Source organism: Nonomuraea sp. NPDC050733, assembly GCF_040654215.1.
In the GTDB taxonomy this organism is placed as follows: Bacteria; Actinomycetota; Actinomycetes; order Streptosporangiales; family Streptosporangiaceae; genus Nonomuraea.
The window spans coordinates 162,361-185,480 of sequence record NZ_JBFAHO010000008.1; the positions used below are offsets into that span (position 1 = coordinate 162,361).

Annotated in this window: 22 protein-coding genes; 12 read left to right on the forward strand and 10 right to left on the reverse strand. The window is 72.7% G+C overall.

Annotated elements, in window-relative coordinates; translation table 11 throughout:
• The first annotated feature begins 88 nt into the window (after positions 1 to 88).
• Both AB0H64_RS17060 and AB0H64_RS17065 read left to right on the forward strand, forming a co-directional pair.
• Positions 89 to 499, forward strand: a complete 411-nt coding sequence (locus AB0H64_RS17060) for a helix-turn-helix domain-containing protein (RefSeq protein WP_357624877.1) — start codon at positions 89 to 91, stop codon at positions 497 to 499.
• Positions 500 to 616: 117 nt separating this feature from the next.
• Entirely contained in the window at positions 617 to 940 is a 324-nt protein-coding gene (locus AB0H64_RS17065) for a hypothetical protein (protein WP_357624879.1), read from the forward strand.
• An 84-nt stretch (positions 941 to 1,024) separates the two neighbouring features.
• On the opposite strand, the gene AB0H64_RS17070 is transcribed toward AB0H64_RS17065, so the two are convergent.
• From AB0H64_RS17070 to AB0H64_RS17080, 3 genes are all read right to left on the reverse strand, one after another.
• Positions 1,025 to 2,710, reverse strand: coding sequence for an alpha/beta fold hydrolase (locus AB0H64_RS17070; protein ID WP_357624882.1), 1,686 nt, complete (start codon positions 2,708 to 2,710; stop codon positions 1,025 to 1,027).
• Positions 2,711 to 2,780: 70 nt separating this feature from the next.
• Positions 2,781 to 3,338, reverse strand: coding sequence for a TetR/AcrR family transcriptional regulator (locus tag AB0H64_RS17075; protein ID WP_357624884.1), 558 nt, complete (start codon positions 3,336 to 3,338; stop codon positions 2,781 to 2,783).
• A gap of 37 nt (positions 3,339 to 3,375) precedes the next feature.
• Complete coding sequence (locus AB0H64_RS17080) at positions 3,376 to 4,116, reverse strand: helix-turn-helix transcriptional regulator (protein ID WP_357624887.1); 741 nt, start codon at positions 4,114 to 4,116, stop codon at positions 3,376 to 3,378.
• Between the two features lie 54 nt (positions 4,117 to 4,170).
• Between AB0H64_RS17080 and AB0H64_RS17085 the strand changes: the two genes are divergently transcribed.
• Positions 4,171 to 5,331 carry an MFS transporter gene (locus tag AB0H64_RS17085; protein ID WP_357624889.1) on the forward strand — a complete coding sequence of 387 codons (1,161 nt, stop codon included), beginning with the start codon at positions 4,171 to 4,173 and terminating at the stop codon, positions 5,329 to 5,331.
• Here the strand turns inward: AB0H64_RS17085 and AB0H64_RS17090 are convergent.
• The 3 genes from AB0H64_RS17090 to AB0H64_RS17100 form a co-directional block, all read right to left on the reverse strand.
• On the reverse strand, positions 5,321 to 6,364 hold the full coding sequence (locus tag AB0H64_RS17090) for a zinc-dependent alcohol dehydrogenase family protein (RefSeq protein ID WP_357624891.1): 1,044 nt from the start codon (positions 6,362 to 6,364) through the stop codon (positions 5,321 to 5,323). The genes AB0H64_RS17085 and AB0H64_RS17090 overlap by 11 nt on opposite strands.
• Positions 6,365 to 6,457: 93 nt before the next feature.
• Positions 6,458 to 7,693, reverse strand: coding sequence for an MFS transporter (locus AB0H64_RS17095; RefSeq protein WP_357624894.1), 1,236 nt, complete (start codon positions 7,691 to 7,693; stop codon positions 6,458 to 6,460).
• Between the two features lie 56 nt (positions 7,694 to 7,749).
• The gene (locus AB0H64_RS17100; RefSeq protein WP_357624895.1) at positions 7,750 to 9,372 is read right to left on the reverse strand and encodes a thiamine pyrophosphate-dependent enzyme; all 1,623 of its coding nucleotides are present in this window, start codon (positions 9,370 to 9,372) and stop codon (positions 7,750 to 7,752) included.
• Between the two features lie 185 nt (positions 9,373 to 9,557).
• On the opposite strand from AB0H64_RS17100, the gene AB0H64_RS17105 reads away from it, so the two are divergent.
• On the forward strand, positions 9,558 to 10,403 hold the full coding sequence (locus AB0H64_RS17105) for a helix-turn-helix domain-containing protein (protein WP_357624898.1): 846 nt from the start codon (positions 9,558 to 9,560) through the stop codon (positions 10,401 to 10,403).
• A 233-nt stretch (positions 10,404 to 10,636) separates the two neighbouring features.
• Positions 10,637 to 11,326 carry a DUF4097 family beta strand repeat-containing protein gene (locus AB0H64_RS17110; protein WP_357624901.1) on the forward strand — a complete coding sequence of 230 codons (690 nt, stop codon included), beginning with the start codon at positions 10,637 to 10,639 and terminating at the stop codon, positions 11,324 to 11,326.
• A 245-nt stretch (positions 11,327 to 11,571) separates the two neighbouring features.
• On the opposite strand, the gene AB0H64_RS17115 is transcribed toward AB0H64_RS17110, so the two are convergent.
• Both AB0H64_RS17115 and AB0H64_RS17120 read right to left on the reverse strand, forming a co-directional pair.
• On the reverse strand, positions 11,572 to 12,582 hold the full coding sequence (locus AB0H64_RS17115) for a MurR/RpiR family transcriptional regulator (RefSeq protein ID WP_357624903.1): 1,011 nt from the start codon (positions 12,580 to 12,582) through the stop codon (positions 11,572 to 11,574).
• The gene (locus tag AB0H64_RS17120) at positions 12,579 to 14,009 is read right to left on the reverse strand and encodes a glycoside hydrolase family 3 protein (protein WP_357624905.1); all 1,431 of its coding nucleotides are present in this window, start codon (positions 14,007 to 14,009) and stop codon (positions 12,579 to 12,581) included. Before AB0H64_RS17120 ends, AB0H64_RS17115 begins: the two co-directional genes overlap by 4 nt.
• A gap of 164 nt (positions 14,010 to 14,173) precedes the next feature.
• Here AB0H64_RS17120 and AB0H64_RS17125 point away from each other — a divergent pair, with 164 nt between their 5' ends.
• Together AB0H64_RS17125 and AB0H64_RS17130 are read left to right on the forward strand one after the other, a co-directional pair.
• The gene (locus AB0H64_RS17125) at positions 14,174 to 15,742 is read left to right on the forward strand and encodes a family 10 glycosylhydrolase (protein ID WP_357624908.1); all 1,569 of its coding nucleotides are present in this window, start codon (positions 14,174 to 14,176) and stop codon (positions 15,740 to 15,742) included.
• A 19-nt stretch (positions 15,743 to 15,761) separates the two neighbouring features.
• Positions 15,762 to 16,862: an anhydro-N-acetylmuramic acid kinase gene (locus AB0H64_RS17130; protein ID WP_357624911.1), complete on the forward strand. Its 1,101-nt coding sequence runs from the start codon at positions 15,762 to 15,764 to the stop codon at positions 16,860 to 16,862.
• 6 nt (positions 16,863 to 16,868) lie between these two features.
• On the opposite strand, the gene AB0H64_RS17135 is transcribed toward AB0H64_RS17130, so the two are convergent.
• The gene (locus AB0H64_RS17135) at positions 16,869 to 17,513 is read right to left on the reverse strand and encodes an FHA domain-containing protein (protein ID WP_310708360.1); all 645 of its coding nucleotides are present in this window, start codon (positions 17,511 to 17,513) and stop codon (positions 16,869 to 16,871) included.
• A gap of 181 nt (positions 17,514 to 17,694) precedes the next feature.
• Between AB0H64_RS17135 and AB0H64_RS17140 the strand changes: the two genes are divergently transcribed.
• From AB0H64_RS17140 to AB0H64_RS17155, 4 genes are all read left to right on the forward strand, one after another.
• A complete protein-coding gene (locus AB0H64_RS17140) occupies positions 17,695 to 18,816 on the forward strand; it encodes a citrate/2-methylcitrate synthase (protein WP_357624913.1) in 1,122 nt (373 codons plus the stop codon).
• Positions 18,813 to 19,106 carry a DUF3017 domain-containing protein gene (locus AB0H64_RS17145; protein ID WP_357624916.1) on the forward strand — a complete coding sequence of 98 codons (294 nt, stop codon included), beginning with the start codon at positions 18,813 to 18,815 and terminating at the stop codon, positions 19,104 to 19,106. Before AB0H64_RS17140 ends, AB0H64_RS17145 begins: the two co-directional genes overlap by 4 nt.
• Before the next feature lie 53 nt (positions 19,107 to 19,159).
• Positions 19,160 to 20,374, forward strand: a complete 1,215-nt coding sequence (locus tag AB0H64_RS17150; protein ID WP_357624919.1) for an NADP-dependent isocitrate dehydrogenase — start codon at positions 19,160 to 19,162, stop codon at positions 20,372 to 20,374.
• Between the two features lie 141 nt (positions 20,375 to 20,515).
• Positions 20,516 to 21,553, forward strand: coding sequence for a polysaccharide deacetylase family protein (locus AB0H64_RS17155; protein ID WP_357624920.1), 1,038 nt, complete (start codon positions 20,516 to 20,518; stop codon positions 21,551 to 21,553).
• Here AB0H64_RS17155 and AB0H64_RS17160 read toward each other — a convergent pair.
• Entirely contained in the window at positions 21,550 to 22,479 is a 930-nt protein-coding gene (locus AB0H64_RS17160) for a hypothetical protein (RefSeq protein ID WP_357624923.1), read from the reverse strand. The genes AB0H64_RS17155 and AB0H64_RS17160 overlap by 4 nt on opposite strands.
• Positions 22,480 to 22,609: 130 nt before the next feature.
• Between AB0H64_RS17160 and AB0H64_RS17165 the strand changes: the two genes are divergently transcribed.
• On the forward strand, positions 22,610 to 23,116 hold the full coding sequence (locus AB0H64_RS17165; RefSeq protein WP_357624926.1) for a hypothetical protein: 507 nt from the start codon (positions 22,610 to 22,612) through the stop codon (positions 23,114 to 23,116).
• Positions 23,117 to 23,120: the final 4 nt, after the last annotated feature.

The following is a 23,120-nucleotide window of genomic DNA, read 5'->3' on the forward strand; positions in this document are numbered from 1 at the left end:
TCGATGCTCCCGAAAGGTAGCCGCAAGGGCGGTTACCTCCTGGGTACCGAGACCAGCCGCCGGACCCAGCCGACAGGCAGGAGAGAGCATGACGCACCGCGAGCCGCTGCCTCCGGACATGTTCGACGAACTGTGTCCGTCCTCGCTGCTGCCGTTCCGATTCGGCGACAAGTGGGCGGCTCTGGTCATTCGCTGCCTGGAAGACGGCCCCCGCCGATTCTCCGAGCTGCGGGTGCCGCTGCGCCGCGTCACCCCGAAGGTGCTCACACAGTCGCTACGCGGCCTGGAGCGAGGCGGGCTCGTCTCACGCACGGTGCGCGCCGACCCGAGACCGGCGGTGGAGTACGCGCTGACGCCGCTGGGCCGCAGCATGTTGGCGCCGCTGTACTCCGCGTGCGCGTGGGCGGCTGAGCACTGGGACGAGCTCCTTGACGCCCAGGAGCAGTACACGGCCCCCTCGCCGGCCGGCTCACCGCGTGCGGCCATCACCGGATCTTGATGCACAAATCTTGGTGATTCGGTCGCCGAAAACCGGACGAGATCCACACACGGAGTCACTCCCCAGGGGGAATCACCGAGAGGAACACGATCACGTTCGCACAGATCAGGGGGCACAGTGCTTCAGGTAGAGAACATCGCCTGTACCAACAACGCGGGTTTCGACATGCACTTCAACGTCGAGTACCTCGACCCGAACACCGGTCAGTTCGCCGAGAGCCCGCCCGACTCCGGCAGCTACCCCATCGACCAGACCCGCACGATCAAGCTCGACACGACCCAGGTCCCGGTGGGCGCATCGTTGAGGCCGCGGGTCCACGCTGACGGGGGCGACACGGAGTCCGGCGACACGCTCGTCCAGTACGCCCAGAACGGCCAGACCGCGACCTACGAGGTCCACGGCACCACGCTCGACTTCTCGGTCAAGCTCATCACCGGCTGACACGGCGGCTCGCTCGACGGGACCTCTGGGAACGGAAGCTCCCAGGGGTCCCCGCTGCTTCCCCCCGCCGGGCAGCCGCCGGTGTCATCGGCCGATCGGGCCGGAGACCGCGCCGAGGTGGCGGGCGACCTGGGCCGCATGGGTGAGCTGCGGGTAGTGCCCGGCGCCGCTGATCTCGTGCACCGGGAAGCCGGCCCGCGCGGCCGGCGGGTCGGCCGAGCCCACGATGATCTCGACGGGGACCCGCGCCCGGGCCAGCAGGGCCCGTGACCGCTCGCGGCCGGCGAAGTCCTCGCGCAGGGCCGCGACCACCCGGCGCGCCACCCCGGGACGGTGCAGGTCCGCCGCCGCGCTCGTCACCGCGGGCCCCTCCGGGGCGCCCAGCGCGCGGGCCAGGTGCTCGGCGGAGATCCGGCGCATCGTCGGCACGGCCAGGATCGAGCGGGTGAGACGGGGGCCGGGCGCCTGCAGGAACGCCGGGGAGACGAGGACGAGCCTGCCGACGCGGTCCGGGTGCTCGCCCGCGAAGCGGAGCGCGGGCCCGCACGCCATCGAGTGGGCGACCAGCGTGGGACGGGTGCGCACCGGGCGCAGCAGGTCGGCCAGCCAGGCGTCCAGCGGCCGGTCGGCGGCGGCCGAGCGGCCCATGCCGGGCAGGTCGGGGGCCAGGACGGGGCCGTCGAGGTGGGCGCCGAGCGGCGCCCAGAGGTCGGCGTTCATCGGCAGCCCGTGGAGCAGGACGTGGGCGGGGTGGTGGGGCTCTCCGGCCACCCAGGTGCGGCTGCCCGCCACGTCGCGGTAGCCGTACGGGCGCAGCCAGGGCGACGCGGCGCCGAAGCGGGAGGCGACCAGGTCGTCGGCCCACGCGCGCAGGGCGTCGGCGGCCGGAGGCATCTCCAGGCCGGCGGACGCCGCCAGGGCGCGGGCGGAGGCGGTCGGGTAGCGGTCGGCCGACAGGAACGACAGCGTCTCGGGGTCGGCGCCGGTGAGCTTGGGCGGCAGGCGCCGCAGCAGCCCGACCGGGACGGTACGGCGCGGCGCGGGCACGCCCACGTGGCCGGCGATCATGCTGACCAGCTCCGGCAGGAGAGGAGTGGCGTCGTCGAGCACCCAGTGGTGCTCACCGGCGGGGAATGCGGGGATCTCCGCCAGGAACCGCGTGAAGTAGTCGATCGTGACGATCGGCACGAAGACGTCACGCCCGCCGGGGAGCGCGGGCAGCCTGCCGTTCCACAGGTCCTTGACCAGGGCGGCGAGCCCGATGTACTGGTCCGGCCCGATGACGGTGCTGGGGTTGGCGATGGTCAGCGGGACGTCCAGCTCGCGGGCGCGGGCGCGCACCGCGAGATCGCCCTCGACCTTCGACGCCTCGTAGGCGCCCAGCCCGGCGTAGTCCGGCCGGCCGCCGGGCCCGCTCACCCGGTACCCGCTGACGTGCACGACCCTGCGCAGCGCGGGCAGCCCGGCGGCCCAGTCCAGCACGTTGACCGCTCCGGTCACGTTGGTCGCCCGCGCCTCCTCCACGCCGAGGCCGAAGGCGTACCGCGCGGCGGTGTTGTAGACGTCGCGCGCCTCGGGCAGGCCGTCGAGCGGTCGCGTGACGTCGGCGGTGACGACGGTCAGGCGGCCGGTGCCGACGCCCTGGGAGGCCAGCCAGGGGGTGAGGGTGTCGGCGCGCACGGCCGCCGCCACCCGCTGCCCCCGGCCGAGCAACTCGGCGACGAGGTGACGCCCGACGAACCCGGTGGCGCCGAAGACGATCGCGTCCATGGGACTCCTAAAACAGATCGGTCTACATATTTTTTGGGCCGAAAAGGGCCCGCCGGTGCGGCGGGCCGGGTCAGCGGAGCAGGGCGGTGACCTGGCGGGCGACCCGGCTCAGCGGCTCCCTGCTGCGGTGGGTCCTGGCCAGCAGCAGCGCCCCCTCGATCATGGCCAGGATCGTGACGGCGAGGTCGTCGGCGTCCGGGTGGCCGGCCAGCCGGGAGCGCAGGGCCGCCTCCCACGAGGCGTAGACCTCCGAGCAGGTCTCCTGGAGAGGGTCGCTGGCGGCCGCCATCTCCAGTGCCACGGTGGCCACCGGGCACCCCTTGCGCCAGCCCGACTCCTCCAGCCGGTCGCCCAGATGCCGCAGCACGTCGTGGACGAACTCGGCCGGTGACGGGCTGGAGCCGGCCAGCTCCTCCAGGGCGGTGCCGATCGACTGCCCGGCCCGCCGTACGGACTCGCCGACGAGCTGGTCCTTGCCGTCGGGGAAGTGAAAGTAAAGCGAGCCCCGGGGCGCGCCGCTGGCCGCGATCACCTGGTTGAGTCCCGCGGCGAAGTATCCTCCGGTCTCGACCAGCTCCTGCGTCGCGTCCAGCAGCCGATCCCGCGTCTCGGCGCCCTTCTGTCCCATGCGTTCAAACTAGACCGGTCTACATATTCGCGCAAGGTCAGGGCCGGTGGGCGCCCGGGGTGTGGCCGAAGGCGCGGCGGAAGACGTCGATGAACGCGCTCGCCGACGACCAGCCGCACTGGTGCGCCACCGCCGTCACCGGCGTGTTCTCGGCCAGCAGGACCAGGGCGTGGTGGAGGCGGAGCTGCGTACGCCACTGGGGGAAGGTCATCCCCAGGTCGGCCTTGAAGAGCCGCGACAGCGTACGGTCGCTCGCGCCCACCTGCCGGCCCAGGGCGGCGAGGGTCCGGTTGTCGGCCGGATCGGCGCGCAGGAGGTCGCACAGGGCCCGCAGCCGTGGGGCGGTGGGGGCCGGCAGGTGCACGGGTTGCTGGGGCGAGGCCCGGAGCTGGTCGAGCAGGACGGCGCGCAGCCGCCCACGTTCGGGGCCGTCGTCGTGCGGGGCGCGGGTGTAGGCCATGATCAGCTCGCGCAGCAGGGGGCCGACGGACAGCACCGTCGGCTCGTCAAGGCCGAGCGGGTTGTCGGTGGCGGGCAGGCCGACGAAGTGGAGTTCGAGCTCGCCGTGGGCCTGGTGGGCGTGGACGGTCCCGGCCGGCACCCAGATGGCGCGGGTGGCCGGGGCGATCCACGAGCCCGCGCCGGTGGTGATGGCCAGCACCCCGCGGGCGGCGTAGACGATCTGGTGGTCGTCGTGGCGGTGGGCGTCGATGGCCGCTCCGGACGCCAGCCACTGCGCGCGGGTCGGCGCCGCCGGCTGGTGGCGGATTCTCGTCATCGATTGGCAGGTTATCGGAAGCACGACAGGGAGGCCCGCCGAGAGCATGGGAAGGTGCCAAGGAACAGAGCGATCATCCTGCTGTCGGTCGGGCATGCCTGCGTGGACGTCTACCAGGGCGCCGTGGCGGCGCTCGTACCGTTCTTCGTCGCCGAGCGCGCCTACACCTACGCCGCCGCCTCGGGCGTCGTGCTCGCCGCGTCGCTGCTGTCCTCGGTGGCGCAGCCGCTGTTCGGGGCGTTCACCGACCGGTGGGCGATGCCCTGGCTGCTGCCTGTGAGCACGGTGCTCGGCGGCCTGGGGATCGGCCTGAGCGGGCTCAGCGGTTCGTACGCGCTGACGCTGGCGTTCGTGGCCGTGTCGGGGATCGGGGTCGCCGCGTACCATCCCGAGTCGGCCCGCGTCGCCCGGCTCGCCAGCGACGGCAGCCACAGCGCGATGGGCTGGTTCTCGCTCGGCGGCAACATCGGGTTCGCCGTCGCGCCCGTCATGGTCGCCGCGGTCGTCGCCACCGGCGGCCTGCGGCTCACACCGCTGCTCGTGCTGCCCGCGCTCGCCGGCAGCGTGCTGTGCCTGCCCGTCCTGCGCGCCCTCGACCGGACGTCACGCGCCCGATCCGGCGCCGCGGTCCCGGTGGGGGCCGACGACAGGGCGTCGTTCGTGAAGCTGGCGCTGGCCGTGGTGTGCCGGTCCGTCGTGTTCGTCGGACTCAGCACGTTCATCTCGTTCTACGCCCGGCAGCGCACCGGTGGCGGTACGGCGGCGGGCACGGCGGCGCTGTTCGTCCTCTACCTCGGCGGCGCGGTGGGCACCGTGCTGGGCGGAAGGCTGGCCGAGCGCTGGGACCGGGTGACGGTCGTGCGCGGCGCGTACCTGGTGACCGTCGTGGCGGTGGCGGGCACCGTGTTCGTCCCCGGCCCGGCGATCTACGCGTTCGTGGCGCTGACCTCCGCCGGACTGTACGTCCCGTTCTCGCTCCAGGTCACCCTCGGCCAGGACTACCTGCCCACGCGCGTCGGCACCGCCAGCGGCATCACCCTCGGGCTGACCGTCAGCGTCGGCGGCCTGGCCGGCCCGGTCATCGGGGCCGTCGCCGACGCCACCTCCCTGCGCACCGCCCTGGCCCCGCTGGTCGTGCTGCCCCTCCTGAGCTGGCTGCTGTTCCGGACGCTCCCCGAGCCGGCCACGCCGGGGCGGGACGCGGTCAGAGCGTGACCAGCGTCTTGGTCGCGGTCCGCTGGTCCATCGCCCGGTAGCCGTCGGGCACGTGGTCGAGGTCGACGGTCAGGTCGAACACGGGCGACGGGTCCACGTCGCCGTACAGCACGTCGGGCAGCAGCTCGGAGATGTACGGCCGGACGGGGCACACGCCGCCGCCCACGGTGAGGTTGCGGGTGAACATGACCTCCATGTCCAGGCCGTTGCCGCTGCCGTGCGGGACGCCGACGTAACCGACGGCGCCGCCGGGACGGGCGATGTGGACGGCGGTGCGCATGGACTGCTCGGTGCCGACCGCCTCGATCACCGCGTGCGCGCCCTCGCCCCCGGTCAGCTCCATGACGGCCTCCACCGCCTCGTCGCCGCGTCCGGCGACGACGTCCGTCGCGCCGAACACGCGGGCCAGGTCGGTACGGGAGGTGTGGCGGCCGAGGATGACGATCCGGTCGGCGCCCAGCCGCTTGGCGGCCAGCACGGCGCACAACCCCACGGCGCCGTCGCCGACCACGGCGGCGGTGACGCCCGGCCGGACCCTCGCCGCGAGCGTCGCGTGGTGGCCGGTGGACAGCACGTCGGCCAGCGTGAGCAGCGCGGTCAGCAGCCGCTGGTCGGAGGCCGCCTCGGCGGGCAGCCTGACCAGGGTCGCGTCGGCGAACGGCACCCGAACGGCCTCGCCCTGGCCGCCGTCCGACCCGGGCACGCTCCAGAAGCCGCCGTTCACGCAGGAGCTCGTCAGCCCCTCGGCGCAGAAGTCGCAGACGCCGTCGCACCAGTTGAACGGCGCCACGACCAGGTCACCGGGACGGATGCCGGACACGTCGGAGCCGATGTCCTCCACCACCCCCAGGAACTCGTGCCCGATGCGCCCGCCGGGCTGCCGCTCGGCCTCACCGCGGTACGGCCACAGGTCGCTGCCGCAGATGCAGGTCAGCACGACGCGCACCACGGCGTCACCGGGCCGCTGGATGACGGGGTCGGGGACGTCCTCGATCCGGACGTCACGGGGCGCGTGCAGAACGGTCGCGCGCATGGCCACTCCTGTCGCCGGAGGCCTTCCCTTCCTGTGTATCAAACGACGACACCCCCACTGACCTGCGGGGTTGCCGATCGGCCGGAATCGCGCTCAGGGACGGGCGAGGCGGGGACGGGCCGCGTACACGCCGGCCACGGTCTGGACCAGGCAGGCCGCCAGGCCGGCGAGCAGCGGCACCGTCCAGCCGCCCGACTCCTGCCGCAGCAGCCCGATCAGCAGCGGCCCCAGGGCGGCCAGCACGTAGCCGCACGACTGCGCCACCGCCGACAACGCCGTCACCGACGCGGGGTCGGGGGCGCGCAGGGCGATGATGAGCAGCGCGAGCGCGATCGACGCGCCCTGGCCGAGCCCCAGCACGATCATCCACAGCCACGGCACGGTGGTCGGCGCGACCAGCAGGGCGACGTACCCGGCGATCGTGAGCGCCGACGCCACCGCCATGTGCGGCACCTGCGACGCGCGGCGCCCCGCGTGCACGGGCACCGCGAGGGTGGCGGCGACCTGGGCCAGGTTGGTCAGGCCGAGCAGGTATCCGGCGCGGTCGGCGGGCACGCCGGACTCCTGGAAGATCGTCGGCAGCCACGCCAGCACGATGTAGAAGGTCAGCGACTGGAACCCCATGAAGGCCGTCACCCACCACGTCACGCTGCTCCTCAGCACCGCCGCGAACGGCCTGGCCCGCACCGCCGTCCCCGTCCCGGTCCATGACCCCGTCCCCGCGCCGGCGTCGGCGGGGGAGCCGGGACCGGGGACGTCCGCGGTCCGGCGCCCGGGGAGGGCCTGGGGGAGCCAGAGCAGCGCGGCGGCCAGCGCCGGCACCGCCGCCAGCGCCGAAACGCCCTGCCAGCCGTACCCGGTGAGATGCTCCAGCGGCACCATGAGCGCCGACGCGGCGGCGGCGCCGACGACGAGGCCGGAGACGTAGACGGACGTGTACGGCCCGACCTGGCCGGGGAAGTGCTGCTTGACCACGCCGGGCATGGCGACGTTCATGACGGCGATGGCCGTCCCGGCCAGGGCGGCGCCCAGGTAGAGGGCGGGCGCGCCGCCCGACGCGCGGATCAGCACGCCGCAGGCCAGCAGCAGCAGCCCCGCGAGCAGCGTCCGGTCGAGGCCCATCCGCCGGGCCAGGAACGGGGTCACCCAGCCGAACAGCCCCAGGCACAGCACCATGACCGTGGTGATGGCGCCGCCTCCCGCGGGGGCGAGGCCGACGTCCGTCATGATCTCGTCGAGGAGCGGGGAGACGCCGGCGAGCGCCGGCCGGAGGTTGAGCGCGGCCAGTACGAAGCCGCTGACCAGCAGTACGGATCTCGCCGACGACATCTGGCAAGGGTACGACGGGTCCCGGAGAGGGCGTCATGGGCCCTGTCCGGGAACGCTCATGGCTGGAAGTCGAGGTCCACGGCCACGGCCACGTCCAGCAGCACGGGCTCCTCGCGGGCCGCCAGCGTGGGCATGACCTCGTCCAGTGCCGCGGTCAGCTCCGCGTACGTCTCCACCCGCCGGGCCGGGCAGCCGAGCGACCTGGCCAGGCCGCCCACGTCCACCTCGTCGAAGGCCGGCCAGGGTGCCTTGGCGCCGTACCGGTCCGCGAGCCGGTCGAGCACGGCGTACCGGGCGTTGGACAGCACCAGGAACAGCGCGCCGGCCCGGTAGTGCGCGGCGCTCCACAGCGCGTGCAGGCCGTACAGGGCGGAGCCGTCGCCGGTGACCGCCACCACGGGCCGGCCGGGCAGGGCCATGCGCAGCCCCACGGCCGCGGGCAGTGCGAACCCCAGCCCGCCCATCGCGGCCGAGACGAACCCGAGAGGGTTGCGGGCCGGCACGAGCCGGTGCAGGTCCGGCCGGGACGACGGGGTCTCCTCGACGAGCACGGCGTCGGCCGGAAGCCGTTCGGCGAGCTCCCGGAGCACGCGCGCGGCCCGCAACGGCCGCCCCTCCGCGGGCACCGGCGGCGCCACGGCCGCCGGAGAGGCGACGTCCCCAGCCGGACGCGCGGGAAGGAGGGCCGCCAGGTGGGCGCAGGTCTCGGCCGGGTCCGCGAGGCAGGCCAGCTCGGCAGGGCTCCGGTGGGCCTCCGACGGGTCGTCGGTGACCAGCGCCACCACCGTGCCGGGCTCGACCAGCGGCCCCGGCGTGTACGGGTACTGCCGGAACACCGGCGCGCCCACGGCGAGCACCACGTCGTGCCCCGACAGCGCGGCCCGCAGCCGGGGCCGGTCGGCGGGCAGCACACCCGCGAACAGCGGATGGTCCTGCGGGAAGCCGGGCCGCGCGCCGAACGGCTCCTGCCACACCGGGCACCCGAGCCGCTCGGCGAGCGCGACCAGCGGCTCCCACGCCCGGCACGCGCCCGCCCCCGCCACGATCACGGGGGCCCGCGCCCCGCCCAGCAGCTCGGCCAGCGGCGCCAGCGCCGCACCCGAGGTCGCGTGCGCGGGGGCGCGCAGCAGGCGGCCCGGCGCGGCGAGGACCTCGCCCTCGTACGGCTCGTCCCAGTCGTCCATCGGCACCACCACCAGCGCCGGTCCCCGGAACGTGACCGCCTCGTGGACCGCCCTGGCCACGGCCCCCGGCACGTCCTGCGCCCGGACCGGCTGGTCCACGCGCACCGGGTAGTCGCCCGCCAGCCCCGCCAGCCGCCCCGCGAGGAACGGCTCCAGCGCCAGGTGCCGCCGGTCCTGCTGGCCGACGAGGACGACCAGCGGGACCCGGTTGACCCGGGCGGTCGCGATGGCTCCCACCGCGTTGCCGAGGCCGGCCGTGGTGTGCAGCACGGCGAGCGCCGGCGCGTCGTGCCCCATCGCCCACCCGGTGGCCATGCCGACCACGGAGCCCTCGTGCAGCGCGAGCACGAACCTCAGGTCGTCGGGCAGCCCGCCCAGGAGCGTGACCTCGGTGGACCCCGGGTTGGCGAACACCGTGGTCAGCCCGTTCCGTCGCAGCACGTCGAACGTCGCCTCCCGGACGGTCGCCGCCCCACCCGCTCCCTGCTCCCTCATCGGGCCCCCTCGCTCGCTGGATCCGCCCGTAGACATGCCCACGCGGCTCACCGCGCCGAACCAGCGAACGCGTCCGGAGTTGGTCCCGTACGGCGGGCCGGTCCGCGACGATCCTTGACCTTCACCTTCGGGGAAGCCGCACAGTGGTCGTGACCGGGCGACCGCCCGGAACGAGGGAGCCGTCCATGGGCCTGGTCAGCATCGGTGAGTTCGCGCGTATGTCGCGTCTGTCGCCCAAGGCGCTACGCCTGTACGACGAGCTCAGGCTGCTGGTGCCGGCCCGCGTCGACCCGGACACCGGTTACCGCTGGTACGCGGCCACGCAACTCGATCAGGCCCGCCTGGTGGCGGGACTGCGCCGAATCCGCGTCCCGTTGGCCCGCATCCGGGACATCCTCGCCCTGGACACGGCGTCGGCCGCCGAGGAGATCCGCGCCTACTGGACCGAAGCCGAGGCCGAGCACGCAGTCCAGCGCGAACTGGCCGGCCGTCTCGTTGACCGCCTTCACGGAAGGAATCCCGCGATGTACTCCGCCATGCACGAGGTCACCGTCCGCGACATGCCCGCGCGTAGCCTGCTCAGCGTCATCCACCGGGCGCACCAGGACGAAGTGGTGTCTATCGGCCGAGAACTGTTCATCCACCGCCTGCGGCGCGGCGGCGTCCCCCGGATCGCGGGGATCGCCGGAGCACCGTTCATGATCTACCACGGAGAGGTGAGCGACGACAGCGACGGCCCGGTCGAATGGTGCTGGCCCGTCCCCGACGACCAGGCGGACGCGATCGCGGCCAGGTTCCCGGACCTCACCCTGCGTACGGAACCCGCGCACCAGGAGGCATGCGTTCGCCCGGAGACGCCCGCGCGGCAGGTCAGCGGAGCCCAGGCCGAGCTCGCCATCGAAACCCTGGTCGCCTGGGCCTCCCAGCGGCAGCGCCGGACGTCCGGAGGCATCCGGCTCCTCCTCGTCCCCAACCCCGCGAGCGGGGGGACCGGGCCGGACAGCGAGTTCGCCCTGCCGCTGCGCCCGTGAACAGCGGCCGCCCCACGTAACCCCTGGCGGTGTTGCGATCATGGACCGAGGTGGGTCCCGTCCGACGGGCCCCACCTGGGGGAGACGTGCGTCGGGCGCTGTCTGGTTTTGCGCCACGCTTCTGCGAGTCGTCTTTGCTGTCCCGGGCGGGCGGGGGTCAGGGATTCCGCAGCGAACAGTGGGGGGTATACCTCAATGCGGCGCGCCGCCGAGATGCTGCATGATCCTCTCTTATGAAGGCGATTGTGCTGGCGGGCGGCCTGGTGACCACCGCGATGGTGTTGACGGGATGCGGACTGCAGAACATCACCAAGGCGACCGACCAGGCGATCCTCAGCTACGAGGTGAAGGAGAAGGTGGCCAGGCTCGTCCTGGTCGGCGGCGCGGGTGAGGTCGTGATCAGCGCGGCGGACGGCGGCGTCGTCAAGGTGGCCGAGACTCTCCGCTGGACCTCGGCCAAGCCCACCACCGAGCACAAGGTGGAGGGCGACGCCCTGGCGATGAGGTACGACTGCCCCAAGGCCATGGACAACTGCTCGGTCGACTACACGATCGAGGTGCCCAAGGGCATGGCGGTGGACGTGGCGACCGGTTCGGGGGACATCCGGCTGCAAGCGCTGGGTGGCCCTGTGAAGGCCAAGGTGGGCTCCGGCGACCTGGAGGGCACCGGGCTGACGGGCACTGAGATCAAGGTCGAGGCCGGTTCGGGCGACACCACGCTGAAGTACGCCACCACTCCCGACAGCGTCGATCTGGTGGTCGGTTCGGGGAACACGAAGATCGAGCTTCCCGGTGGGCCGTACAACGTGGACGCCAAGGCGAGGTCGGGCGATGCGACGGTCTCGGTGAAGACCGACCTGAACTCGCCGCACAAGGTGGTGGCCCGCGCCGGTTCCGGTGACGTCAGCGTCCTGCCCGGCTAGCCGTCAGCTTTCGTCCCCGGTCCTGGCGGGTCATCGGCATGGCGAGTGGGCTCGCTGACGGTCTTCAGCTGCTCGGGTCTTACAACATGAGAACGCCTCGGGCCTGGGCTCGGGGGTCCGGGGGCGGGGCCCCGGCTGGGGGTGCGGGGCGGAGCCCCGCTCGGGGCGTCCGAGCGGAGCGAGGGCCATGCCTTTGGGTTTCGGGGTTCGGGGGTTAGGGGGCTTCTGGGGCCTCGGGCTTGGGGTCAGCGCAGGCGGTAGCGGTCTGTGGCTTCGCGGGTGGCGCGGATGGCGGCGTCAGCCGTGTCGTAGGTGCGCTGGGCCAGGCCGACGAAGACGCAGTCCACGATGAGGAGCTGGCTGATGCGGCTGGCCAGCGCCCCCGGGCGGAAGGCGGTCTCGCGGCCCGCCGACACCATGGTGTGGTGGGCCAGTCCCGCCAGCGTCGAGCGCGGGTTGTTGGTGATGCCGACGACCAGGGCCCCGGCCTCGGCGGCCGTGCGGGCCGGTACGAGCACGTCCGGCGTCTCGCCGCTGCAGCTGATGGCCACCGCCACGTCACCCTCCCTGAGCAGGGCGGCGCTGGTCAGTGCCAGGTGGGCGTCCGCGAACGGGTGGCTCGACAGGCCGATCCGCAGCAGCTTCTGCGACATGTCCGCGGCCACCAGGCCCGACGCGCCGACTCCGTAGACGTCCACGCGGCGGGCGGCGGCGATGGCGGTCACCACCTCGCCGAGCTGGCCGGGGTCGAGCTGCGCGGCCGTGTCCGCCAGGGCCTCCGACTCGGCCCGCGCCACCTTGGCGATCACGTCGGTGAGCGGGTCCTCCGGGCCGAGGTCGCCGGGTACGAGGCGCTCGGGCTCCTTGGCGACCGCCACGGCCGCCGCGAGCGCGAACCTGAGCTGGGAGTAGCCGGTGTAGCCGAGCACCCGGGCGGTGCGGACGATCGTCGCCTCGCTGGTGCCGGACACCACGCTGAACTCGGTGATCGTGCTCCGTACCACCAGCTCGGGGTCGTCGAGGATGATGCGCGCGATGGCCCGGGCCGCCGGGGTGAGCGACGGCAGCACGGCCCGGACAGCGGCGGCCGGGTTGGCGGGCTCCGGAGGTGAGGCGCCCGCGGCCTTGCGCGCGGTGGCGGTGCCCGCCGGCGACGTCGTGGGTGTGGTGGTGGCCGTGCCGGCCGGTGGGCCGGTGGAGGAACGGGTCTCAGGGGGCGTCGCGGCGGCGCCGGGGGTGGTGGGGCGGTCGGTCATCGGGTCAGCCATTCTGCCACCGCGCGCGCCGACACACGTGAGATGCCGTGCGTGGCGACGTGTGCCGCCCCCAGGGGCGGGCCCGGGATACCGGTGTCCACCACGATCGTGTCCGGCCGCACCCGTACGGCCTGCTCCACCCGCTCCCGCACCCAGGCGTGCCGCGCCGCGTCATGGACGGCCAGCACGACAGGACGATCACCGAGCGGCGGCAGCGTGCCCTCGTCCGTCATCCGCACCCGCTCGGTCCCGGGCAGCAGCTCGGCCAGCGCCGCCGTGAGCCCCGTCGGCATGGCCGGGTCCACGGCCTGGCTGAGCCGGGTGTTGACCTCCACGACGAGCGGCGGCCGGGTGAGCCGGGCCGTGCCGGTCGTGGTGAGCGCCGCCCGGGCCGCCTCCGGCCCCGCGCCGGGGTCGGCGTCGGCGACGGCCTTCTCGCGGGCCGCCGCCTGAGCGCCGTACCAGCGGGAGACCGCGCGCACCCGGGCCGCCGCCTCCGCCAGGCGCTCCTCCGGCAGGACGCCCTCGCGGACGGCGGCCACGATGGCGTCGCGCAGCTCCGCGAGGCCCCGCTCGGTGACCAGGCCGGCGCAGACGGCGTCGGCGCCGGCCGCGAGCGCGCGCACCGCGATCTCGCCGGGGGAGTGCATCGCGGCGACCGCCCGCATCTCGATGGCGTCCGTGACGAGCATCCCGTCGTAGCCGAGCTCGCCCCTGAGGAGCTCGGTCAGGACGGTACGGCTGAGCGTCGCGGGCGTCTCGGGGTCGAGGGCGGGGACGAGCAGGTGACCGCACATGATCGACTGGACGCCGGCCTCGACGGCGGCGCGGAACGGCGGCAGGTCGCGCTCCGCGAGCACCTCCCGCGAGACGTGCACGGTGGGCAGCGCCAGGTGCGAGTCGGTGGTGGTGTCGCCGTGGCCGGGAAAGTGCTTGGCGCAGGCCGCGACCCCGGCGCCCTGCACGCCCCGCACGTAGGCGGCCGTGTGACGGGCCACGAGGTCCGGGTCGGGGCCGAACGAGCGGACGCCGATGACGGGGTTGTCGGGGTTGGCGTTGACGTCGGCCGACGGCGCGTAGTCGAGCGTGATGTCGGCCTCGGCGAGCATCCGGCCGATCTGGCGGGCGACCCGCTCGGTCAGGCCCACGTCGTCCACGACGCCGAGGGCGCGGTTGCCGGGGAACGAGCTGCCGTGCTCGACCTCCAGCCGGGTCACCGCGCCGCCCTCCTCGTCGACGGCCACCACCACATCAGGGCTCTCGGCGCGCAGGCGGCGCACCACCTCGGCGTCCGGGCGGTTGCGGGCGAACAGCACGACCCCGCCGAGACCCTCCCCGAGTGCCCGGCGCATCCAGTCGGGGACATCGACGCCGTCGTAGCCGGGTTGCAGCACGGCGGACGCGAGCCCGTACAGGTCAGTGGTCATGGGGCCTCCTACGCCGGTCCCGGGACCAGGCGGCTGTGGCTGACGATGATCTCCCGTGACGCCGGGGGCGGCGTGCGCGGCATTTTCCTTCACGATTATTGAACTGAAGGTAATTTTCTGTCATCGTCGCCCTCGACACAACCGCTTCCGAGAGGCCACCCCCCATGCCGAGCAGAAGGACACTTCTCAAGGGTCTCGCCCTCGCCGCCGCCGCGTCCGCGGTGCCGCTGCCCGCCTACGCCGATCCCGCCACGACCCCCACCGCCACCACGACCGCCTCGGAGGCCGCGTACGTCCCGCCGCTGCACCAGATGCGCGGCATGTGGATCGCGTCGGTGGCCAACATCAACTGGCCCTCGAAGCAGGGACTGTCCGCCGACGAGCAGAAGGCGGAGCTCATCGCCTGGCTCGACCTGGCCGTGCAGCGCCGGCTCAACTCGGTGTTCGTGCAGATCCGGCCGACCGCCGACGCGTTCTGGCCGTCGTCGTTCGAGCCGTGGTCGCACTGGCTCACCGGCGTCCAGGGGCAGGACCCCGGCTACGACCCGCTCGGCTTCGCCGTGGCCGAGACGCACAAGCGCGGCCTGGGCTTCCACGCCTGGTTCAACCCGTACCGCGTGTCGATGCAGACCGACCCCGCCAAGCTGCACCCCGACCACCCGGGCCGCAAGCACCCCGAGTGGATCCTGCCGTTCGGCGGCAAGCTGTACTACAACCCCGGCCTGCCGGAGGTCCGCAAGTTCTGCCAGGACGCCATGCTCGACGCGCTCACCCGCTACGACATCGACGGCCTGCACTTCGACGACTACTTCTACCCGACCAACACCACGGCCTTCGACGACAGCGCCGCCTTCGCCCAGTACGGCGCCGGCTTCCCCGACCTGGCCACCTGGCGGCGGCACAACGTCGACCTCATGGTCTCGGAGATGCAGCAGCGCGTACGCGAGGTCAAGCCGGAGGTCGCCTGGGGCATCAGCCCGTCCGGCATCTGGCGCAACAAGGCCAGCGACCCGCTCGGCTCCGACACGAGCGGCGGCCAGTCCTACGACGGCCTGCACGCCGACACCCGTGGCTGGGTGAAGAAGGGCTGGCTCGACTACATCGCGCCCCAGCTCTACTGGTACATGGGCCAGCCGCCCGCCGACTACTCCAAGCTCGTCCCTTGGTGGGCGAGCGTGGCCGACGGCACGAACACGCTGCTGTGGATCGGCCAGGCCGCCTACAAGGCCGGCGACCCGGCGCAGGCCGTCGACTGGCAGGACCCGGCGGAGCTGTCCGACCACCTCACGCTCAACCGCGCCCACCCGCAGGTGTCCGGCGACATCTGGTACAACGCCAACGACGTGCGCGCGGACCGCATCGGCTCGATCAGCACGGCGGTCACCAACCACTACACGCGTCCCGCCCTGGCCCCCGTGCTGCCGCGCCTGGCCGATGGCGAGCCGCCGCGCCGCCCCGTGCTCGCCTACGCGCTGCGCCGCCCCGGCGGGGTCGAGGTGCGCGCGGTCGCGACCGGCCGGGACGAGCCGTTCCAGTTCGCCATCTTCCGCTTCTCCCGGCGGCCCGGCGCGGGCGCGTTCGACGACGCGCGCAACCTCGTCGCCGTCGTCCCCGGCGACCGGCAGGTGCGCTGGCTCGACCCGGAGGGCAAGCGGGGAGACCACTACCACGTGGTCGCCGTGGACCGGGTCAACCGGACCAGCAAGCCCAGCAACGGCTTCGTGGTGCTCTGACCGATTCTGAAGGAGCGCGATGCGGGTTCTCGGCCTCATCTCCGGCACGTCGCACGACGGCATCGACAGCGCCGTCGTCGACTGGTCGCTGTCCGGCGGAACCCTCACCGGTGTGGTCGAGCACACCGGCGAGGAGCCGTACGAGCCCGGCCTGAGGGCCCGCATCGTGGCCGCCCTGCCGCCGAACCGGGTGGACATGGGCGAGGTGTGCGCGCTCGACACCCTCATCGGCCAGGCGTTCGCGGAGGCCGCCGGGCACGCGCCGCGAGCCGACCTGATCTGCTCACACGGCCAGACTCTCTTCCACTGGGTCGAGGACGGCCGGGTCAGGGGCACGCTCCAGCTCGGCCAGCCCGCCTGGATCGCCGAGCGCACCGGCCTGCCGGTGGTGTCGGACGTGCGGGCGCGCGACGTCGCGGCCGGCGGGCAGGGCGCGCCGCTCGTCTCGTACCTCGACCTGCTGCTCATGGCCGGGCTGCCGGGCCGCTCCGGCGCGCTCAACCTGGGCGGCATCGCCAACCTGACCGTGCGCGAGCCCGCCATCGCCTACGACACCGGCCCCGCGTGCGCGCTCATCGACGCGGCCGCCCCGCCGTACGACGAGGACGGCGCGCTCGGCGCGGCCGGGACCGTGGACGAGCGCCTGCTCGCGGAGCTGCTGGCCGAGCCGTACTACGCCAAGGAGCCGCCGAAATCGACCGGTAAAGAGTTGTTCGCACCGGGCTACGTCAAGGCGGACCTGCCCCTCCCGGATCTGGTGGCCACGCTGACGGCGCTGACCGCCGAGACCGTGGCGGCGGAGATCCGCCGGCACCGGCTCGACACGGTGGTCGTGTCGGGCGGCGGCGTCCGCAACCCCACGCTCATGAGCATGCTGCGCGCCCGCGTGCCGGACGCCCGGCTGGTGACCAGCGACGAGCTCGGCGTGCCCGCCGGGGCCAAGGAGGCGATCGCCTTCTCGCTGTTCGGCTGGCTGACCGCGCACGGCCTGCCCGCCACGGTGCCGAGCTGCACGGGCGCCACCGGGGGACGGGTGCTGGGCACGCTGACGCCCGGCTCCGATCCGCTGACGCTGCCGGCGCCCCTCACCGAGGCGCCGATCGCGATCCGCTTCGCCTAGAGAACCTTACGAGGCCCGGCGGCCCGCCGCGGACGGCTGGTCGGCCGGGGTGCCCGTGCGCTGCGGCGGCACCACGGGGGTCGGCCGGACCAGGCCCAGCGCGACGACCTCGTTGGCCAGCCGGGTGCGCCGGTTGGTGCCCTCCGGGATGCGGAACTTCTGGTACAGCCGCAGCAGGTGCTGCTTGACCGCGGCCTCCGTCACGACCAGGTCGTCGGCGATCTCCCGCGCGGTCGCCGGTGCCACGAACGCCTCGTCGGACAGCGCCGGCCGGCAGAGCGAGGTCAGCACGTCGACCTCGCGTCTGGTCAGCTCGGGGGCCGCCGCCCTGCGGAGCTCGACCTCGGGGGCGAAGTCCTCGCGGGGTACCCCGCCGATGCGACCGCGCGCCGCTCCGAAGGAGACGACGTCGCCGTCGTCCAGGACCCTCCGGGCGATCGGCCTGCCATTCACCCGCGTGCCGTTGCGGGACAGGCCCAGGTCAACGACGTACAGGTAGGGTCCTCGCCTGACGAACTCGGCATGGAGTCGAGACACGCTGGGATCGGTCAGCCGGATGTCGACACCGCGGCCCCTCCCCACCGTCGTGATCTCGGGGCGCAACGGGACGACCTCACCGGTGTCCTCGACGCGTATGAACGGCCCCTCCACGGCAGTTCCTCCCCAGGTAGCCCGCCGTAACTGTTACTACAGCTCCGGCTTACCCAAACGAGGGGATGGGGAATCGCCTTTGCCATAAGGAGAATGACGCGTGAAATTGGTCTGGACCTTCGCAGACGGTTTTGCCTGCTCACGGGTAGACTTCCACCGAAGATAACCGGAGGAAAGACTCATGGCGGACAAGCCCACGAAAGGCCTGGCCGACGTCGTAGCCGCGTCCACAGCGTTGAGCGACATCGACGGTAAGGCCGGTCGCCTGTTCTACCGGGGATACGACATCCACGACCTGGCAGGCAGAGCGACGTTCGAAGAGACCGCCCATCTGCTCCAGCGGGGCAAGCTGCCCACCCGGCGGGACCTCGACGCCTTCGGGGCCGAGCTGGCGCGAGGCCGTGAGCTCGGCGCGCTCGCCGCGGCGAACATCGCCGAGATCGCCGAGAAGCAGAAACCCATGGAGGCGCTGCGCAGCCTCGTCTCGCTGACCGCCGCGGACGATCCTGACCGCGACTCGATCGCCCCCGACGCGAACCTGCGCAAGGCCGCCCGTCTGACCGCCCAGCAGCCGCTGCTCGTGGCCCGCTACCACGCGGCCCGCACCGGCGGCAGCGCGCCGGACCCGGACCCGGGGCTCAGCATCGCGGCGAACTTCCTTCTCCAGGTCACCGGCCGCGAGCCCGGCGCCCGGGAGGTGGAGATCTTCGACGCCTGCCTGGTGCTGCACGCCGACCACACGATGAACGCCTCGACGTTCGCCGCCCGGGTCTGCGCCGCCACGCTGTCCGACATGCACTCCGCGATCGTCGCCGCCATCGGCACGCTCAAGGGCCCGCTGCACGGCGGCGCGAATGAGCAGGTCATGAAGACCCTGGAGTCGATCTCGCCCGGCGACGTGGCGAGCTCGGTCCGCGAGAAGCTGGCCGCGGGCGAGAAGATCATGGGCTTCGGCCACCGCGTCTACAAGACGGAGGACCCGCGGGCCACGCATCTGCGCCGGATGTCGCAGGAGCTGGCGGAGGCGTCCGGCGACGACACGTACTACCGGATGTCGAAGGAGATGGAGGAGGTCGTCTTCGACACGAAGGGCCTCTACCCGAACGTCGACTTCTACGCCGCGACGGTCTACCACTACCTCGGCATCCCGACCGACCTGTTCACGCCGGTCTTCTCGATCAGCCGCATGGCGGGCTGGACGGCCCACGTGATCGAGCAGCACGCCGACAACCGCCTGATCCGTCCCGACAGCGAGTACATCGGAGAGCGGGACCAGAAGTGGAAGCCGATCGAGGAGAGGTGACTCCGTCGGACGAGAGCTGGGGGCCGTACCCGCTGATCCTGGCGGGTGCGGTCGTGGCCGTCGCCGTGACCCTGCTCGTGGACCCGCGGTGGGGCGGGTTCGCGCTGGGCGGCGCGGTGATGGTGGCCGCCGCCCTGCGCTTCGCGGGGTACGGCGGCGTGCTGGCCGTGCGCAGCAGAAGGACGGACGCCGTCACGCTGGGCGTGTTCGGTTTCGTGCTCGTGCTGACCTCCCTGTTGCTGGGGAACAACGAGCTCAAGGCCCTCATCATGTCCCTTTTCGCGCGCTGACTTGGCCGTCCGATAGCCTCGACGCATCAATTCATTGAAGGGGAACCATTCGCATGCCCAAGATCAAGGTGGAGGGTCCGGTCGTCGAGCTTGACGGCGACGAGATGACCAGGATCATCTGGCAGTTCATCAAGGAACAGCTGGTCCTGCCCTACCTCGACGTCGACCTGAAGTACTACGACCTCGGCGTCGAGCACCGTGACGCCACGGACGACCAGGTCACGATCGACGCCGCCAACGCCATCAAGCAGTACGGCGTGGGTGTGAAGTGCGCCACGATCACTCCGGACGAGGCGCGGGTGGAGGAGTTCGGCCTGAAGAAGATGTGGCGGTCGCCGAACGGCACCATCCGCAACATCCTCGGCGGCGTCATCTTCCGCGAGCCGATCATCATGTCGAACGTGCCGCGGCTGGTGCCCGGCTGGACCAAGCCGATCGTCGTCGGCCGTCACGCGTTCGGCGACCAGTACCGCGCCACCGACCTCAAGGTCCCCGGCGAGGGCACGCTGACCCTGACGTTCACCCCGAAGGACGGCTCCGAGCCGATCGAGCTGGACGTCTACGACTTCCCCGGCCCGGGCGTCGCGCTGGCGATGTACAACCTGGACGAGTCGATCCGTGACTTCGCGCGGGCGTCCATGCGGTACGGCCTGTCCCGCAACTTCCCGGTCTACCTGTCGACGAAGAACACCATCCTCAAGGCGTACGACGGCCGCTTCAAGGACATCTTCGCCGAGGTGTACGAGAGCGAGTTCAAGGCCGACTTCGAGAAGGCCGGCCTGACGTACGAGCACCGCCTGATCGACGACATGGTCGCCGCTGCCCTGAAGTGGGAGGGCGGCTACGTCTGGGCGTGCAAGAACTACGACGGCGACGTCCAGTCCGACACGGTCGCGCAGGGCTTCGGCTCGCTCGGCCTGATGACCTCGGTCCTGATGACGCCCGACGGGCGCACCGTCGAGGCCGAGGCCGCCCACGGCACGGTGACCCGGCACTACCGCCAGCACCAGCAGGGCAAGCCGACCTCCACGAACCCGATCGCGTCGATCTTCGCGTGGACCCGCGGCCTCGCCCACCGGGGCAAGCTCGACAACACCCCCGCGGTGACCGAGTTCGCCGACACGCTGGAGCGCGTCTGCATCGAGACCGTCGAAGGCGGTCAGATGACCAAGGACCTGGCGCTGCTGGTCGGCGGCGACGCCGAGTGGCTCACCACCCAGGACTTCCTGGCCGCGCTGGACGAGAACCTCAAGAAGAAGATGGCTTGATCGTCCCGTTGGGGAAGGGCCGCCTCCGGGCGGCCCTTTTCGCTGTTCAGGGCCATCTCTTGGGGTTCCGGCGGGCGTGGCGTAGTTGATCACCAGGGTAGGAGCCTCCCCAAGGAGTCGTACGCGTCTCGGGGGGTTCGGATGCGACTGCGTGTCTTGAGCGGTGTGGGCCTGGCGGCGGTGGTCGTGATCGCGGGCGGCTGCGGCAGTGAGCCCGCTCCCACGTCCAGCAGCGGCAAGGCCGACACGGCGGCCCAGAGCAAACAGACCCGGGCGGCCAAGGTCGCCGCCGCGGCCAAGGTCAAGGCGAACGAGCTCGGCCAGGTGCCGGTGCTGATGTTCCACCGGGTCATCAGCAACCCGACGACGACGGACGACAGGACTCCGGAGCAGTTCCGCTCCGACCTCGAACGGCTCGCCGCCGACGGCTACGTGCCGGTCACCGCGGCCGAGTTCGTCACCGGCAAGATGGACATCCCCGCCGGGACGCACCCGGCCGTGCTGACCTTCGACGACTCCTCGCCGTCGCAGCTCTCCCTGGACGAGGTCGGCAATCCCAAGCCGGACACCGCGGTCGCGATCCTGCGGGAGGTGGCGGCCGGACATCCCGGGTTCCGGCCGGTGGCGACGTTCTACGTGACGCGCGACATGTTCGGCAAGACCGTGCGCGAGGAGCAGGCGGAGACGCTGCTCTGGCTCAAGCAGAACGGCTTCGACATCGGCAACCACACGCGCGACCACGTCAACCTGCGCGGCAAGTCGAAGAAGGAGGTCGAGGAGCAGATCGGCTCGATCGCCCAGCAGATCGGCGCCCTCACCAACGTCAAGCCCGTCACGCTGGCCCTGCCGTACGGCAACCAGCCGAGCCGCAAGGAATGGGCGGCCCGGGGCAAGCTGGGTGACGTGTCGTACGAGCACAGCGGCGTCTTCCTGGCCGGCTACACCCCGGCGCCGTCGCCGTTCAGCCGCTCCTTCGACCCGCTCGGCATCCCGCGCATCAGGGCCATGGACAAGAAGGGCGACTGCGCGCAGTTCTGCTCGACGGCGTGGCTCGAATGGCTGAAGAACAACCCGGACATGCGTTACACCTCGGACGGCGACGTGACGACGGTGGCGTTCCCCAAGTTCAAGGACCCGTTCCTGCGCACCACGTACAAGACCCGCGCCCTGCCGTACTAGCTCCGCTGCTGTTGCAGCGTGCCCACCACGATCGGCGACGGGTCGTCCAGCCGGAGCGGGGTCGTGGTCCCGTCGGCCGGGTTCAGCAGGTGGCGGCCGACCTCGCCATGGGGGCCGCGGGTCTCGGTGACGAGCGTGTTCCCGCTCTCCCAGCGCAGGATCGCGCGAGCACGCCACCCGGCGGGCAGCCGCGGCACGACCGTGCGGGTCGGCCCTTCCCCGCGCGCGTCGGTCAGGACGACGCCGCGCGGCACGGGTCCGCCGGGAGAGGACTCGGTGGCGACCGTCGCCAGCGTGTCCCCGGCGGGTGAGGGGACGGCCGTCGTGGCCAGGACGCCGGGCAGCTCGGCACGGCTCACGACGCGCGCCGAGCGCGCCCGCAGCGCCAGCTCGGCGGCGACCAGGTCCACCGGTCCGGCGGGCAGGACGCGCCGGCGCAGGTCCCTGACCAGCAGGTGGACGGCGAGCACCGAGGCGAGCGCCAGCGTCGCGCCGAGGCGCTCGGCGACACCGACCTCCATGCGGAACGAGCGGGCGACGGTGCTCAGGGCGATCCCGCAGGAGAGGACGGCGGCGGCGCGCCAGATGCCGACGAGTGCGCGCGGGGCCGGCCGCATGCCCGCGGGCCGGACGCGGCGCGGCACGGAACGGCTGCCCGCTATTTCGGCTGCTATTACGCCGGCAAACCATCCAATAACGGGATAGTAAGGCGAAGCCGGGAAGTATTCCTGGACCATCCCGGCCAGGCCGAGCGCGGCTCCCGCGCCCGCTCCGGCATAGCGGAATCGCTGATCCGCGCGCAGCCTGCGGGCGACGCCGGCCGCGTTGAACGGGGTGAGCGTCAGGCGCTGCCGCCGGGCGAACCTCACCGATTCGGCGACGAGCACCGGCTCGCCGGCGAGGGGAACGGCGACCCGAATCGTCACCGCCAGCACGACAAGGAACGCCGCCGCTAACAAGAATCGGCTTTCGTCACGGCGCAGAAAGTAGCAGAATCCGGAATCTCACGCCTGGGGGATGTTTTTGGTGCTTTCTGATGAAATAACGGATCGGCTCGTGGCCGAAGCCGCCACGGCGCGCAGAGCCAGGGCGCGGGGGCTCAGGGCGGGGGCGCCCGTCGCGGTGGCGCTGGTGCCTGCCCTCCTGGCGCTGCTGTGGGCGAGCGGCGCCGTGGTGCCGCGCCTCGCGGACGGAGGGGGCGGGGGCGGCCTCACGTTCCGTGTGGACTCGTACGAGGAGAGTGCCACCACTCACGAGACGCGGCGGTTCGTCAACGAAGGGTGGACGCCGGTCACGCTGACCGGGGTGGGCGTCCGCGCCGAGGGGCTCCTCCTGCGCTCGGCGGCGATGACCGGCGGCGGCCGCTTCCCGCATGTCCTCGCGGCCGGTGAGGAGGTGCGGCTGGACCTCACGTGGGAGGTCCAGGACTGCGGGGCCGTGCGGACGGGACCGGTCGAGCTGGTCTTCGAGGTCAGCCGCTGGTGGGGGACTTCCACCGGGACCGTCGAGCAGGACCCGGACAGCCCGTCCGTGCTGGACGACGTGTGCGGCCCCTGGGCGTGACGCC

What these genes read in the sequence shown, in the direction of transcription:
- AB0H64_RS17070 (WP_357624882.1), bottom strand. Translation starts at nt 2,710, where the DNA reads ATGGACGCGATCGTCTTCGGCGCCACCGGGTTCGTCGGGCGTCACCTC.
- AB0H64_RS17075 (WP_357624884.1), bottom strand. Translation starts at nt 3,338, where the DNA reads ATGGGACAGAAGGGCGCCGAGACGCGGGATCGGCTGCTGGACGCGACG.
- AB0H64_RS17090 (WP_357624891.1), bottom strand. Translation starts at nt 6,364, where the DNA reads ATGCGCGCGACCGTTCTGCACGCGCCCCGTGACGTCCGGATCGAGGAC.
- AB0H64_RS17140 (WP_357624913.1), top strand. Translation starts at nt 17,695, where the DNA reads ATGGCGGACAAGCCCACGAAAGGCCTGGCCGACGTCGTAGCCGCGTCC.
- AB0H64_RS17100 (WP_357624895.1), bottom strand. Translation starts at nt 9,372, where the DNA reads ATGAGGGAGCAGGGAGCGGGTGGGGCGGCGACCGTCCGGGAGGCGACG.
- AB0H64_RS17120 (WP_357624905.1), bottom strand. Translation starts at nt 14,009, where the DNA reads ATGACCACTGACCTGTACGGGCTCGCGTCCGCCGTGCTGCAACCCGGC.
- AB0H64_RS17105 (WP_357624898.1), top strand. Translation starts at nt 9,558, where the DNA reads ATGGGCCTGGTCAGCATCGGTGAGTTCGCGCGTATGTCGCGTCTGTCG.
- AB0H64_RS17060 (WP_357624877.1), top strand. Translation starts at nt 89, where the DNA reads ATGACGCACCGCGAGCCGCTGCCTCCGGACATGTTCGACGAACTGTGT.
- AB0H64_RS17150 (WP_357624919.1), top strand. Translation starts at nt 19,160, where the DNA reads ATGCCCAAGATCAAGGTGGAGGGTCCGGTCGTCGAGCTTGACGGCGAC.
- AB0H64_RS17110 (WP_357624901.1), top strand. Translation starts at nt 10,637, where the DNA reads ATGAAGGCGATTGTGCTGGCGGGCGGCCTGGTGACCACCGCGATGGTG.
- AB0H64_RS17115 (WP_357624903.1), bottom strand. Translation starts at nt 12,582, where the DNA reads ATGACCGACCGCCCCACCACCCCCGGCGCCGCCGCGACGCCCCCTGAG.
- AB0H64_RS17130 (WP_357624911.1), top strand. Translation starts at nt 15,762, where the DNA reads ATGCGGGTTCTCGGCCTCATCTCCGGCACGTCGCACGACGGCATCGAC.
- AB0H64_RS17125 (WP_357624908.1), top strand. Translation starts at nt 14,174, where the DNA reads ATGCCGAGCAGAAGGACACTTCTCAAGGGTCTCGCCCTCGCCGCCGCC.
- AB0H64_RS17155 (WP_357624920.1), top strand. Translation starts at nt 20,516, where the DNA reads ATGCGACTGCGTGTCTTGAGCGGTGTGGGCCTGGCGGCGGTGGTCGTG.
- AB0H64_RS17080 (WP_357624887.1), bottom strand. Translation starts at nt 4,116, where the DNA reads ATGACGAGAATCCGCCACCAGCCGGCGGCGCCGACCCGCGCGCAGTGG.
- AB0H64_RS17095 (WP_357624894.1), bottom strand. Translation starts at nt 7,693, where the DNA reads ATGTCGTCGGCGAGATCCGTACTGCTGGTCAGCGGCTTCGTACTGGCC.